11 protein-coding genes are annotated in these 14,130 nt (G+C 66.2%); 4 read left to right on the top strand and 7 right to left on the bottom strand.

Annotated elements, in window-relative coordinates; genetic code table 11:
- Nucleotides 1-7 precede the first annotated feature (7 nt).
- Nucleotides 8-2,599, top strand: coding sequence for a phosphoenolpyruvate--protein phosphotransferase (gene ptsP / locus C7401_RS14475; RefSeq protein WP_112172062.1), 2,592 nt, complete (start codon nt 8-10; stop codon nt 2,597-2,599).
- Between the two features lie 193 nt (nt 2,600-2,792).
- A complete protein-coding gene (gene nagE / locus C7401_RS14470) occupies nt 2,793-4,544 on the top strand; it encodes an N-acetylglucosamine-specific PTS transporter subunit IIBC (RefSeq protein WP_112172061.1) in 1,752 nt (583 codons plus the stop codon).
- Between the two features lie 87 nt (nt 4,545-4,631).
- Here the strand turns inward: nagE and cydB are convergent, their stop codons facing one another.
- The 4 genes from cydB to rpoH all read right to left on the bottom strand — a co-directional run bounded on the left by cydB (nt 4,632) and on the right by rpoH (nt 8,841).
- Entirely contained in the window at nt 4,632-5,768 is a 1,137-nt protein-coding gene (gene cydB, locus C7401_RS14465; protein ID WP_112172060.1) for a cytochrome d ubiquinol oxidase subunit II, read from the bottom strand.
- A gap of 21 nt (nt 5,769-5,789) precedes the next feature.
- Nucleotides 5,790-7,382 carry a cytochrome ubiquinol oxidase subunit I gene (locus C7401_RS14460; RefSeq protein ID WP_112172059.1) on the bottom strand — a complete coding sequence of 531 codons (1,593 nt, stop codon included), beginning with the start codon at nt 7,380-7,382 and terminating at the stop codon, nt 5,790-5,792.
- Complete coding sequence (cydP, locus tag C7401_RS14455) at nt 7,369-7,680, bottom strand: cytochrome oxidase putative small subunit CydP (protein WP_224044553.1); 312 nt, start codon at nt 7,678-7,680, stop codon at nt 7,369-7,371. The genes C7401_RS14460 and cydP overlap by 14 nt, the downstream gene beginning before the upstream one ends.
- 225 nt (nt 7,681-7,905) lie before the next feature.
- A complete protein-coding gene (gene rpoH / locus C7401_RS14450) occupies nt 7,906-8,841 on the bottom strand; it encodes an RNA polymerase sigma factor RpoH (protein ID WP_112172058.1) in 936 nt (311 codons plus the stop codon).
- A 560-nt stretch (nt 8,842-9,401) separates the two neighbouring features.
- On the opposite strand from rpoH, the gene C7401_RS14445 reads away from it, so the two are divergent.
- Complete coding sequence (locus C7401_RS14445; protein WP_112172057.1) at nt 9,402-9,785, top strand: nuclear transport factor 2 family protein; 384 nt, start codon at nt 9,402-9,404, stop codon at nt 9,783-9,785.
- A 127-nt stretch (nt 9,786-9,912) separates the two neighbouring features.
- On the opposite strand, the gene leuA is transcribed toward C7401_RS14445, so the two are convergent.
- The 3 genes from leuA to ybiB form a co-directional block, all read right to left on the bottom strand.
- Complete coding sequence (leuA, locus tag C7401_RS14440; RefSeq protein ID WP_112172056.1) at nt 9,913-11,559, bottom strand: 2-isopropylmalate synthase; 1,647 nt, start codon at nt 11,557-11,559, stop codon at nt 9,913-9,915.
- Nucleotides 11,549-11,752 (bottom strand): hypothetical protein, encoded by a 204-nt coding sequence (locus tag C7401_RS14435; protein ID WP_112172055.1) that lies wholly within the window; start codon nt 11,750-11,752, stop codon nt 11,549-11,551. Before C7401_RS14435 ends, leuA begins: the two co-directional genes overlap by 11 nt.
- A gap of 404 nt (nt 11,753-12,156) precedes the next feature.
- The gene (gene ybiB / locus C7401_RS14430) at nt 12,157-13,119 is read right to left on the bottom strand and encodes a DNA-binding protein YbiB (protein WP_112172054.1); all 963 of its coding nucleotides are present in this window, start codon (nt 13,117-13,119) and stop codon (nt 12,157-12,159) included.
- A 270-nt stretch (nt 13,120-13,389) separates the two neighbouring features.
- Between ybiB and C7401_RS14425 the strand changes: the two genes are divergently transcribed.
- Nucleotides 13,390-14,088 carry a fumarylacetoacetate hydrolase family protein gene (locus C7401_RS14425; RefSeq protein ID WP_112172053.1) on the top strand — a complete coding sequence of 233 codons (699 nt, stop codon included), beginning with the start codon at nt 13,390-13,392 and terminating at the stop codon, nt 14,086-14,088.
- Nucleotides 14,089-14,130: the final 42 nt, after the last annotated feature.

The following is a 14,130-nucleotide window of genomic DNA, read 5'->3' as shown; positions in this document are numbered from 1 at the left end:
AAAGCGAATGGAACGCATCGAGGAGTCTCGCCTGATGGATCCGCATACTCGCGTAGAGGGGCAGATCGTACTGGTCTCGCCGCTCACCGGGCCGGTCGTGCCGCTTGTGTCGGTGCCTGATCCGGTGTTCTCGGAAGGCCTGTTCGGCGACGGCATTGGCGTCGATCCGCTCGTCGGCAGTGTGGTCGCACCGTGCGACGGGATCGTCGTCCATCTTGCGCGCACCAGCCACGCGGTCACGCTGCAAACGGCCGAAGGCGCGCAGGTGCTCGTGCATGTCGGCATCGACACCGTCGAGCTGAACGGCAAGGGTTTCACGCCGAAGGTCGCGCAGGGCGCGCAGGTGCGCCGGGGCGACACGCTGATCGATTTCGATCTCGATGTAGTGGCGTGCAATGCGCCGAGCCTCGTCTCGGTCGTTGCGATCGCCAATTCGGACGCCTTCGAAGTGGTCGATCGCGCAGGCGCCGGCCACGTCGAAGCGGGCAAGAGCGCACTGCTCGTGCTGCGCCCGCGTGACGGCGCCCAGATCGCCCCGGCCAACGAACTGGTTGCGAACGAAGTGCGCCGCAGCATCACGCTCACGCATGCGGGCGGCCTCCATGCGCGTCCGGCAGCGCGAGCGCGCGAAGCCGTGCGCGGCATCGACGCACGCGTGGAAGTCCGCTTTGGCGAGCGCAAGGCGGCTATCGAAAGCGTCGTGGGCCTGCTGGCCCTTGGCGCGGGCGAGGGCGCGACCATCGAACTCGTCGGCATCGGCAACGAGGCGCAGCGCGCCGTGGACGCCGTGGCGAACGAACTCCTGCGTGAAGCGCCCGGCGAGGGCGGCGAAGCGCCGGCGCGGCAGCACTCGCCCGCGCCCGTGACACAGCAAGCCGCGGCCGCGGCGTCATCCGCCGAGCCGGGTGTGCTCGCGGGCGTATGCGCGGCGCCGGGCGTCGCGGTCGGCAAGCTGGTGCGCTGGGACGAAGCCGAACTCACGCCGCCCGAACTCGCGAGCGGCAGCTCGGCCGCGGAAAGCCGCCTGCTGGACAAGGCCATCGCGGAGGTGGACGCCGAGCTGAACCAGAGCGTGCGCACCGCTTCGCAGCGCGGCGCGATCGGCGAGGCGGGCATCTTCACGATGCACCGCGTGCTGCTCGAAGACCCGACGCTCGTGGACGCCGCGCGCGACGCGATCAGCCTCGGCAAGAGCGCGGGCTACGCATGGCGCGAAGCGATTCGCGCGCAGATCGCCGTGCTCGGCAAGGTGGACGATCCGCTGCTCGCGGAGCGCGCCGCCGATCTGCGCGACCTCGAAAAGCGCGTGCTGCGCGCGCTCGGACTCTCGAACACGGCCGCGCGCACGCTACCCGAAGAAGCCGTGCTTGCCGCCGAGGAATTCACGCCTTCCGATCTCGCCACGCTCGACCGCAAGCGCGTGACGGCGCTCGTGATGTCGCGCGGCGGCGCGACCTCGCACGCGGCGATCATCGCGCGCCAGGCCGGCATTCCGGCGATCGTCGCGCTCGGCGACGCGCTCCTTGCGGTGGCCGAGGGCACGGAAGTGGTCGTCGATGCCGGCGCGGGCCGCTTCGCCTATACGCCGAGCGCGCTCGATGTCGAGCGTGCGCGCAGCGAGAAGCAGCGCCTTGCGGGCGTGCGCGAAGCGAACCGCCGCACCTCGCACGAAGCGGCGAGCACGCGCGACGGTCACGCGGTCGAAGTCGCGGCGAACATCGCCACGCTGGAAGACGCCGCGACGGCGGTGGAAAACGGCGCGGACGCCGTGGGTCTGCTGCGCACGGAGCTGCTGTTCATCCACCGCCAGGCCGCGCCGACGGTGGAGGAGCATCGTCAGAGCTACCAGGCCATTACCGACGCGCTAGCGGGCCGCACCGCCATCATCCGCACGCTCGATGTGGGCGCGGACAAGGAAGTCGACTATCTGACGCTGCCGCCCGAACCGAACCCGGCGCTGGGCCTGCGCGGCATTCGCCTCGCGCAGGTGCGCCCCGACCTGCTCGACGACCAGTTGCGCGGCCTTCTCGCCGTGAAGCCGGCGGGCAAGGTGCGCATCCTGCTGCCGATGGTGACCGACGTGGGCGAACTCGTGCGCTTGCGCGAGCGCATCGACGCGTTCGCACGCGAAGCGGGCCGCACCGAGCCGATCGAAGTGGGCGTGATGATCGAGGTGCCCTCGGCCGCATTGCTCGCCGACCAGCTCGCGCGCCACGCCGATTTCCTCTCGATTGGCACGAACGACCTCACGCAGTACACGCTCGCGATGGACCGCTGCCAGCCCGATCTCGCGGCGCAGGCCGACGGCTTGCACCCGGCCGTGCTACGCCTCGTGGCGGCGACGGTCGAAGGCGCGCGCAAACACGGCAAGTGGGTGGGCGTGTGCGGCGCGCTGGCGGGCGATCCGCTCGCGGCACCGCTGCTCGTCGGCCTTGGCGTGAGCGAGCTTTCCGTCGATCCGGTTTCCGTGCCGTCGATCAAGGCGCGCGTGCGCAAGCTTGACTACAGCGAATGTCGCCAGCGTGCGCAGGACGCGCTCGCGTTCGAATCGGCGCAAGCCGTGCGCGCCGCGAGCCGCGAAAGTTGGCCGCTCGATTGATCGTTCGGTTGATCGTTCGGTTGATCGTTCGGTTGATCGTTCGGTCGATTGTTTGATCGAGGGTTCGATCGAGTTTCTCTATTCACCACGCTTTAAGTAATCCTTAAAAAATGCGCCGGCGTGCGCAGCGATCGCGCGCCGGCCTCTCTCACCCACGTACGTCACGCAAGAGACAGGGACTGGAGGCAGTTCAATGGATGGCAATCCGTTTCTCAAGATACAAAGCCTCGGCCGCGCGCTGATGCTTCCGATCGCAGTGCTGCCGGTCGCCGGCATCCTGCTTCGTTTCGGGCAGGCCGACATGTTCAACATCAAGATCATCGCCGACGCGGGCGGCGCGATCTTCGATAACCTGCCGTTGCTGTTCGCGATCGGCATCGCGGTGGGCTTCGCGAAGGAAAACAACGGCGTCGCGGCGCTCGCGGGCGCGCTGGGCTATCTGGTCCAGACCGCCGTGATGAAGGACATCAACGACAAGCTCAACATGGGCGTGTTGTCGGGCGTGGTCGCCGGCGTCGTTGCGGGCATGCTGTACAACCGCTTCAAGGACATCAAGCTGCCCGAGTTCCTTGCGTTCTTCGGCGGCAAACGATTCGTGCCCATTGTCACCGGGCTCGCGTGCCTCGTGCTGGGCATCGTGTTCGGCTATGTGTGGGGACCGGTGCAGGGCGTGATCGACACGGCCGGTCACTGGCTCACCACGGCGGGCGCGATCGGCACGTTCGTGTACGGCTTGCTCAACCGCTTGCTGCTCGTCACCGGGCTGCATCACATCCTCAACTCGCTCGTGTGGTTCGTGTTCGGCTCGTTCACGCCGGCGGCCGGCGGCGCGGCGGTGACGGGCGACCTGCACCGCTTCTTCGCGGGCGACCCCACGGCGGGCAGCTTCATGGCGGGCTTTTTCCCGGTGATGATGTTCGGTCTGCCGGCCGCGTGTCTCGCCATGCTGCACGAGGCGCCGAAGGAAAAGCGCGCGATGGTGGCGGGCCTGCTGATGTCGATGGCGCTCACCTCGTTCCTCACGGGCGTGACCGAGCCGATCGAATTCACGTTCATGTTCCTTGCGCCCGTGCTCTACGCGATCCACGCGGTGCTCACGGGGCTGTCGCTCGCAATCTGCTCGCTGCTCGGCATCAAGCTCGGCTTCACGTTCTCGGCGGGCGCGATCGACTATGTGCTGAACTATGGGCTCTCCACGCATGGCTGGTATGCGATCCCGCTGGGCGTGGCCTATGCGGTCGTGTACTACGCGCTGTTCCGCTTTTTCATCCGCCGCTTCAACCTGCCCACGCCGGGCCGTGAAGCGTCGGCGGGCGACACGGCCATTGCTTCGTCGATGTCGGGTGTCGCCGCTGCGGCCACGTCGCTCACGCGAGCGGCTCGCTATATCGACGCGCTTGGCGGCGCGGCCAACCTGAAGGTGGTCGATGCCTGCACGACGCGCCTGCGTCTCTCGGTGGCCGATCCCGCGCATGTCTCGGAACCGGCATTGAAGGCGATCGGCGCGCGCGGCGTGCTCAAGCGCGGCGGTGAAAGCGTGCAGGTCATCATCGGACCGGAAGCGGACATCATCGCCGATGAAATCCGCAGCGAAATCGCGCGGGGTGGTGCGGGCGCGGCGAAGGCACTGGCGGCGCAGCCCGCGGCTCAGGCAACGCAAGCGACTGCGAGTGCGCCTGCAATCACGAGTGCGCCTTCGGCGCAGGGCCCGCTCGATCCGAATCCGTCGCGCTGGCTGGCGGTGTTCGGCGGCGCGGCGAACATCGTCTCGCTCGACGCGGTGGCGGCCACGCGCCTGCGCGTGATCGTGCGCGACCCGGCGGCGGTTGAGCGTGCGAAGCTGGGCGCGCTCGACGTGGCCTGGGTCTCGACGGATACGCTGCACATCGTGGTGGGCGAAGCGGCGGCGCGTTACGCGCGCGAACTGGCGCTCCAGACTGCCTGAACGATTCGCGCACGCGAATGAAAAAACGCCGTGGTGTATCGCCACGGCGTTTTTGCTTTTGGGGCCGCTAAAAACGCGTCGTACGCCTCAATAAAGCGTGTGCTCATTCTCCTTGATCGTGCTGGCGGTGATTTTGCCGCGCATCACGCGATAGACCCAGGCGGTGTAGCCGAGCACGATCGGCAGGAAGATGATGACGGCCACGAGCATGATTTCGAGTGTGGTCTGGCTCGAAGTCGCGTCCCAGACCGTGAGGCTCGAACGCGGGTCGAGCGACGAGGGCATGATGAACGGGAACATCGAGAAGCCCGCCGTCAGGATCACGCCGACGATCTGGAGCGATGTGCACACGAACGTGAGCCGCTCGAAGCGCGAGCCCGCGAGCGCGCATGCAAGCGCGCCGCCAAGCAGGCCTGCGATCGGCGCAAGCGCCGTCAACGGATAGAGCCCGTAGTTCGAAAGCCAGAGGCCCGGTCCCGCTTCGACGGTCTTCAGCAGCGGATTGGCCACGCCGTCGAATGGCGCGGGCGACGTGATCGTATAGCCGCTGATGAGCGTCGCCACGAGCGCGCCCGCCACGACGAACAGGACAACGGTCAGGCCCGAGAAGATCCGGATTGCCTTCGCGGCGCGCATGGCGACGACGCCGTCGGACTTCATCTTCACGAACGCCGCGCCGTGCGCGGTGAGCATGCAAAGGCTCACGAGTCCGCAGATCAGTGCGAAGGGATTGAGGAGTCCGAAGAAGCTGCCGTGATACGTCACGCGCAGATCCGTGTCGTAGACGAACGGCACGCCTTGCAGCAGGTTGCCGAACGCCACGCCGAACACGAGCGCGGGCACGAAGCCGCCGATGAAGAGGCCGCAGTCCCAGCCCTGGCGCCATCTCACGTCCACGCGCTTGCCCCGGTAGTCGAAGCCCACGGGCCGGAAGAACAGCGAGAAGAGCACGAGCAGCATCGCGAAGTAGAAGCCGGAGAACGAGGCCGCGTAGGCGAGCGGCCAGGCGGCGAACATGGCCCCGCCCGCCGTGATGAACCAGACCTGGTTGCCTTCCCACGTCGCGCCAACCGTGTTGATGACGATTCGGCGTTCCTCGTCGGTCTTGCCGATGAAGGGCAGCAGCACCGCCGCGCCCATGTCGAAACCATCCGTGAGCGCGAAGCCGATCAGCAGCACGCCGATCAGCGCCCACCAGATCAGCTTGAGAGTTGCATAGTCCATGGCGTGTGTCCTCTATGGCGCTCAAGCGACGCTGCCGCCGCGTGTCACCGCCGCGGCCGGAGCCTGCTCGTGGAAGTAGCGTCCCGTGTGCAGCGACGAAGGGCCGAGGCGCGCGTACTTGAACATCAGCGTGATCTCGATGATGAAGAGCAGCGTGTAGAAGATCACGAAGCCCGCGATGCTCAGGATCACGTCGCCGGGCGCAAGGCTCGACGCCGAAAGGCGCGTGGGCAGCACTTCGGCGATGGTCCACGGCTGGCGGCCCAGTTCCGCGACGACCCAGCCGAACTCGGCGGCGAGCCAGGGCAGCGGAATCGCCACCAGGGCCCAGCGCAGGAACCAGCGGCGGTTGTCCTTGAGCAGCGAGCGCTGCGCGCAGAACCCGAAGGCGAGCACGAAGGTCACGAGAAAGAGAAGGCCGAGGCCCACCATCACGCGAAACGACCAGAACACGGGCGCAACCGGCGGGATCGCCGTTCGCGACGCGGCCCTGACCTGCGCGGAAGTCGCGTCGACCACGTTCGGCGTGAACCGCTTCAAGAGCAGCCCGTAGCCGAGGTCGGCCTTGTGCGCTTCGAACACGTCGCGCGTCTGGGTGTCGTCGGTGCCTTCTTTCATCTTTTGCAGCGCGGCGTAGGCCAGCATGCCGTTGCGGATGCGCACTTCGGCGCGGCCCATCAGGTCCTTCAGGCCGATGACGGGCGTGTCGATCGAGCGTGTGGCGATGATGCCCATGAGCCAGGGAATGCGGATCGCGTAGTCGGTGCGTTCCTCTTTCTGGTTGGGCAGGCCGAACAGCGTGAAGGGCGCGGGCGCGGGCGCGGTGTCCCATTCGGCCTCGATGGCGGCGAGCTTGACCTGCTGCACTTCGCCGTCGGTGTAGCCCGATTCGTCGCCGAGGATCAGCACGCATAGGGTGGACGCGAGGCCAAAGCCGGCGGCGATGGCGAACGAGCGCAGCGCGAACTCCACGTCGCGGCGGCGCAGCAGGTACCACGACGAGATGCCGAGCACGAACATCGAGGCCGTCACGTAGCCGGCCGAAACCGTGTGCACGAACTTCACCTGCGCGACAGGATTGAAGATCACCTCGAACAGGCTGGTGAGCTCCATGCGCATGGTCTCGTAGTTGAACGCCGCGCCCACGGGGTTCTGCATCCAGCCGTTGGCGATGAGAATCCACAGCGCCGAGAGGTTCGAGCCGAGCGCGACGAGAAACGTGGTGAACAGGTGCGCGCCTTTCGACAGGCGATTCCAGCCGAAGAAGAACAGGCCGACGAAGGTCGATTCGAGGAAGAAGGCCGCGAGCCCTTCCACGGCGAGCGGCACGCCGAAGATGTCGCCCACGTAGTGCGAGTAGTAGGACCAGTTGGTGCCGAACTGGAACTCCATGGTGAGGCCGGTGGTGACGCCCATCGCGAAGTTGATGGCGAAGAGCTTGCCCCAGAACAGCGTCATGTCCTTGTAGATCACCTTGCCGGTCATCACGTAGACGGACTCCATGATGACGAGCAGCCACGACAGGCCGAGCGTGAGCGGCACGAACAGGAAGTGGTAAAGCGCGGTGATGGCGAACTGAAGCCGCGAAAGATCCACTGTTTCAATCGTGGGCATGGCGCTCTCCTTGCGCGTTTCCTCGTTGCGTTCCTTGTTGCGATGGCGACGCCGGCGGCGCGGCCGTGGGCGGCATCGGCACGGAGAGAATGGCCTGCGCCACGGCGGCAGGCGCCATGCGCATGTCTTCGGCCTGCGGGTGATTGAAGAACGCGTATTTGAGCGCCAGCAGCAGCACGAGCTTGATGGCGAGGACGAGGACGATGTCGCGCGCGAACGTGGGGCCGCGCGTCCACTGGACGATCCGCGCGCGCAGCGGGAGCGCCGCGCGGGGGCGTTGACCGGATGCAGAGATCATGACGACGGTTGCCCTTGAGCGCGTTGTCAGGCCAGACCGCCGCGCGGCCTGGGGCTCATCACCTCGAAATCATCTTAGGGTGGAATCAGCGCGGCCGGTGCGAAGGTGTGCAGCGGGCTGACGGGCGCGAGGGTGCGCAGGGGCGTAAGCAGTGTGCAGGAGCGTGCAAAAGAAAAAGCCCCGTTCGCGGGAACGGGGCTTTCGGTACGGTTTCCGGGCTGACGCTTACGCGTAGTCGGCAAGCGCGGTGCGCATCTTCTTCATGGCGCTCGCCTCGATCTGGCGAATGCGCTCGGCCGACACGCCGAACTCGTCGGCCAGCTCGTGCAGGGTCGAACCGCCCGAGCCGTCGTCGGCGACGTTCAGCCAGCGCGCCTCGATGATGCGGCGGCTGCGTGCGTCGAGCGCTTCCAGCGCGCTCGCGATGCCGTCGGACTGAAGGCGGTCGCGCGAACGGGCGGCCAGCACCGCGCTCGGCTCGCTATGCGAGTCGGCGAGCCAGGCGATCGGAGCGTACGACTCCTCGCCGTCTTCCGTTTGGCCTTCGAGCGCGATGTCGGCGCCCGAGAGACGCGTTTCCATCTCCACGACTTCTTCGCGCTTCACGTTCAGTTCCTGCGCGAGGCCGTCGATTTCTTCCGGCGTGAACGATTGCAGGCCCTGCTTGTGGCTGCGCAGGTTGAAGAACAACTTGCGCTGCGCCTTGGTCGTGGCGACCTTCACCATGCGCCAGTTGCGCAGGATGTACTCGTGAATTTCAGCCTTGATCCAGTGCATCGCGTACGACACGAGGCGCACGTTCTGCTCGGGGTCGAAGCGCTTCACAGCCTTCATCAGGCCGATATTGCCTTCCTGGATCAGATCGGCATGCGGCAAGCCGTAGCCGAGGTAATTGCGCGCGATCGACACCACGAGGCGCAGGTGCGACAGCACCAGACGGCGCGCGCCCTCGAGGTTGTTTTGCTCGCGAAACTCAGTCGCGAACTGGCGCTCTTCTTGCGGCGTCAACATCGGGATCCGGTTCACGGCCTGGATGTAGGCGTCGATGTTGCCCAACTGACCGGGCAGCAGGGAAGCGTTCGCGAGCGCCAGTGAACCCCCGGCCTTGGCCGACGACGGGCTCAGCGTATTCGGAAGGGTCATGGTCATTGCGTTGCTCACGTAGCGAACTCCTTAGGAATCTTGCAAAAGTCAGACTGCGACTCCACGGTGGATGTTAGCACTCTGAATCACCGAGTGCTAATACTTGGAGTCTGTAGGGGCTTCAAGGTTCCTTGATTCCTATCGAAATGGTTGTATCGATAGATTACACCAAAATCGCGGCGGGCAAGCGGGACGGGGCTTGCGGCCCGGCGCGGGTCCGCACATGGGGCGGGCCGAAGGAACACTCTAGATCGGGACAGCAGTCCGGCGCGAGCGCGCGGAGAAATAAGGGTTGGAATCAACGACCTTGGTGGGCGGCGTTGCGCCCGGACTTTGCCACGGAATCTGACTAATAGACATCGGACAAAGCCGAAAGTGCTGCGCTGCGACAATGGAGCGCGGCCGGCAAGGGTGGGCCGGTTCGGCGGGTGGCGTACGCCTCACATATGGGGATGTCACTTTTGATCGCAAGTATCCACGCGTCAAATCCTGGTATAAATTTCAGCCAGGCGCATGCAGAAAATCTTCGGCGTGGGTCTGCGTGGAGCGCGCGGACCGGCGCGCAAGGGGCTCGAGCGATGGCGGCAAAAGTAATCGATGCGATTCGCGGTCTGGAGCGCGAGCGCTTTCGCGCGATGGTGGACGGCGACGGCACGTCGCTGGACCAGTTGCTCGCCGATAACGCGACGTTCATCCATACGAACGGCAAACGCGAGACCAAGCAACAGTTCATCGACGCGATCACGGCGGGCCGCCGACGCTACCGGCAAATCGAGATCCAGTCGCAGGACGTGCTGCCCGTGGGCAACGAAGCTTGCGTGATCTCCGGGCGCGTGCTGATCGAGATGGAAGCGAACAACGGCGCGCTGCTCTTTCCGATTGCCTACACGGCGATCCAGACGCAGGAGGGTGGTCACTGGCGTCTGCTCGCGTGGCAAGCGACACGTTGCGCGATCGAGTGATGACCGGTCAGTCCACTCGCTGAAGCGCCGGTTAGGCGTTTCAGGCGCACGCCGGCGGCCCGTTTTGCCGCCAGCGCTCAACGGCGCTGCATCTGTCCTGCTGAACTGCAAACTGTCTCCGGCCGCCTCAGGCCGCCGCGCGGCGATCCACCTGTGGCCAGGCCGCGCGATTCACCGCGCTCACGATAGCGGCGATGCTTGCATGGGCTGCGTCGTCGGCCACGCCCACGCCGTGGCGCAGCGACTGGCCGCCCACGCGCGTCCCGACGAACACGACGGTGCCGCCCTGTGCCGTGCGCGCGGTCTCGAACGACGTGATTTCAATGCTTTCACCGGCCACCTGGGCAATCGCCGCGGCAACGGCCCCGGCGTGGGCTTCGTCCACGCTCGCCGCCGCCGGCACCGCCACGTCGCGGCCTTCCCAGCGCACGCGGCCTGCGCCGATATGCGCCGCCGGTCCTTGTGTTTCGAAGTACTCACGTGCGAAAAGCGCGCAAATCGAATCGCCCGTGATTTCCTCGCCCGACGTATCGGCCACCGTCTGCACGGCGTGGCTGAACTCAATCTGCACACGGCGCGGCGGCGTGAAGCCCATGCCGCGCTCGAGCAGATATGTCGCGCCGCCCTTGCCCGACTGGCTGTTCACGCGGATCACGGCGTCATAGCTGCGGCCGAGATCGGCGGGATCGATCGGAAGGTAGGGCACTTCCCAGATCGCGTCGGGCTGCTGCTGTGCGAAGCCCTTGCGGATCGCGTCCTGGTGCGAGCCCGAGAACGCCGTGAACACGAGGTCGCCCGCATACGGATGACGCGGATGCACGGGCAACTGGTTGCAGCGCTCGACCACGCGGCGCACGGCGTCGATGTCGGAGAAGTCGAGGCCCGGATCGATGCCCTGGGTGTAGAGGTTCATCGCGAGCGTGACGAGGTCCACGTTGCCGGTGCGCTCGCCATTGCCGAACAGGCAGCCTTCGATACGGTCCGCGCCCGCGAGCAGCGCCATTTCGGCGGCGGCGACCGCCGTGCCGCGGTCATTGTGCGGGTGCACCGAGAGGACGATGCTGTCGCGGTAGGCGAGATTGCGGTCCATCCACTCGATCTGGTCGGCGTAGACGTTCGGCATTGCCGCTTCGACGGTCGCCGGGAGATTCACGATCATCTTGTGATCGCGCGTCGGGCGCCACGTCTGGGCCACCGCATCGCAGACTTCGCGCGCGAAGGTCAGCTCGGTCATGCTGAAGGTTTCGGGGGAATACTGGTAAATCCAGTGCGTTTGCGGATTTTTATCGGCATGTTCACGGATGATGCGCGTGCCTTCGACCGCGAGCGCCTTGACCTCATCCTTCGACTGCCCGAACACGATCTTGCGGAACGACGGGCAGATCGCGTTGTAAAGGTGGACGATCGCGCGCGGCACGCCCTGGAGCGCCTCGAAGGTGCGCGCAATCAACTCTTCGCGCGACTGCACGAGCACTTCGATCGTCACGTCTTCCGGAATGCGCTTTTCGTCGATCAGCTTGCGCACGAAATCGAAGTCGGTCTGCGAAGCGGACGGAAAGCCGACTTCGATTTCCTTGAAGCCGATCGCCACGAGCATCTCGAAGAACTCGGTCTTCTGCTCGATGCTCATGGGTTCGATGAGCGACTGGTTGCCGTCGCGCAGGTCGGTGCTCATCCAGATCGGCGCGCGTTCGACGGTACGCGTCGGCCATTTGCGGCCGTTCAAGCGGATGGCGGGAAAGGGGCGGTACTTCTCGGCGGGATTACGCAACATGACGAGCCTCGTTCTTCATGATGTCGTTTGCGATGGCGGTCGGCAGCGGGCGGCTGGCGGGCTGACGACGGAGCACGATGCGCGAAACTTCACGCGTACGGGCGGCAACCTCGGACGCGAAGAAGACGGCCACGGTGACGGCGGTAGCCGGCGCGGCGAAACTGGACGTGAACGATGCCCATGCAACGTGCATTTTGACCTCGCGACTCGTCCGAACGGTAAGCGGACGAATGCAGACGACAGGTTGTAGAGATACAGCGGATTTGGGGTACTGCGAGAACTGCTTTGGGAGGACCGCGGTGACCGGAGAGGGGGTCGTTGCGGCGCTACACCAGCTTTAGGCTAGGCGTAGCGATAGGGCCGATAGTCGGCCGAAGGTAATTCGGAGGGTGTTCGGGTAGGAACGCATTCGTCCAATGTAAATCAGGGCGAATGCGTGTGTCAACAACGAATTTGCAGATTGGCCGCGTGAAGATGCCCGAAGATGGCTGATGAAGCGCGTCGATGCGTTGGCGGACAAAGGTGGGAGCGAACGCGCGGGTCGCCCGTGCCGCAAGGCTTTCAGCGGATCGGGCGAGGTCTTTTGGGGTTCGCTTTTTAGCGCTTGGCGATGCGCTTGATCGTCTCGATCTGGCGCGTGATCGCCTCCGGCACCGGCGCTTCGCCGCGCAACACGGCCTCGATCCAGGCGGCCGTAGTGGGCGCGTCGCGGCCCTCGGGGAGATCGACTTCGGGTGCGCCGGGCGACGAGCGCTCCGGTTCGACCAGCGTTTCGCAGATGCCGTCGTGCAGCCAGTCGACCTGCACCTGACGCCGCGTGTCCGCGACGGCTTCGCCTTCGGTGCCGCGCGCGAGCAGCGCGCCGCCAATGGCCGCGTCCGGGTGCGCCGCGAAGAGCGCGCTCAGGCTTTCGCGATACGGCGGATGCGTGTAGTTCACGAGACGCAGGCCCGGCTGCGCGAACGGTTGCAGCAGCTTCACGAGCGTATGCGTGGAGTTGCGCACGCCCATGCGACGGCGCAGCGAGAGCAGGCGCGCCACCTTCGGCGCGAGCGTTTCGATCGAGGCGAACGCCACGCGGCGCGTAGCCAGTTGCGACTCGACCCCGGCATGATCCCCGGCTTCGGGCTGGTTGAGCGCCGCGAAGATCTCGGCGCTCGTCACGCGGCCCGGATCGGTGGTGACGCCGTGCACGAGCGTCGGCACGCCTTCGCGTGCGAGCAGCAGGGCGAGCAGCGGCACGAGATTGGGCTGCTTGCGTGCACCGTTGTAGCTCGGGATCGACACGGCGCGGTAATCGCCTTGCGGCGCCGCGAGCGGCGCGAACGAGGCGTGCGCGGCGCCGAGCATGGCGGCGAGTTCGTCCGCGGTTTCACCTTTGAGGCGGTAAGCGAGCAGCACCGCGCCCAGTTCGAGTTCGGGCACGCGGCCGTCGAGCATCGCGGCGTAGAGCGCGTGCGTGTCTTCCGACGAGAGCGAGCGCGCGCCGTGAGGGCCGCGGCCGATCTCCTTGATGAAGCGGGCGCACGGGAAGATGTCAGTGGAATCGGCGGTGGTCATGGGCTGGCGCGGTTCGTTCGACGGCGTGCGGCAAAGGCCGCCATCGTATTGAAATGGGGGATGCGCGAAGTATCGCACGAGCGCGCCGCCCCTCGCCGGGCATACCGGCGCCCACGTCCGGCCGGCGAGGCCGCGCGCGCGAAGTGCAAGCCGCGCACGCCCGCCGCCGCGCGTTACACTCGCGATTGACCAACCGGACGGCGCAAGCCGTGCCCATCCCGCTACGCCTGCGTGCCTCGCGCACGCGCCCACACAAAGACGGAGAACTCCATGACCTACGTATTCGAACCGGCGCCGCTCGCCTCGGTGCCGGTTGCCGGCAGTGACGCGCGCTTTCCGGTGCGCCGCATCTACTGCGTTGGCCGCAACTACGAAGCCCATGCGCGCGAGATGGGCCACGATCCGAACCGCGAGCCGCCGTTCTTCTTCGCCAAGCCTGCCGACGCCGTGCTCTACGTTGCCCCCGGCTCGACCGGCGAGTTCCCGTATCCGGCGCAGTCGCAGAACGTGCACTTCGAGATGGAACTCGTCGCGGCCATCGGCAAGGGCGGCAAGGACATTCCCGTCGCGAGCGCGCTCGACCATGTGTATGGCTACGCGCTCGGTCTCGACATGACCCGCCGCGACCTGCAAGGCGAAGCGAAGAAGCTCGGCCGTCCGTGGGACACGGCCAAGGGCTTCGACCATTCGGCGCCCATCGGCCCGATTCATCCGGTTTCGCAGATCGGCCAGCTGGCGCAAGGCGAAATCTGGCTCGCGGTCAACGGCGAGGACAAGCAGCGCTCGGATATTTCGCAGATGATTTGGCCCGTTGCCGACACGATCGCATTCCTTTCCACGCTTTTCGAGCTGAAAGCGGGCGACCTCATCTTCACGGGCACGCCCGAGGGCGTGGGCGCGGTGGTGAAGGGCGACCTGATGACGGGCGGCGTGGCCGGGATTGGCGAGTTCGCCGTGCGGGTCGTCTGAGCGGCGCGAGCCCAGTCAAGAAACAAGAGGAGCAAGAGAGGA

This window comes from Paraburkholderia unamae, from assembly GCF_003268775.1.
In the GTDB taxonomy this organism is placed as follows: domain Bacteria; phylum Pseudomonadota; class Gammaproteobacteria; order Burkholderiales; family Burkholderiaceae; genus Paraburkholderia; species Paraburkholderia unamae.
Note: the sequence above shows the minus strand (reverse complement) of the source record. Positions and strands in the feature narration are given on the sequence as shown.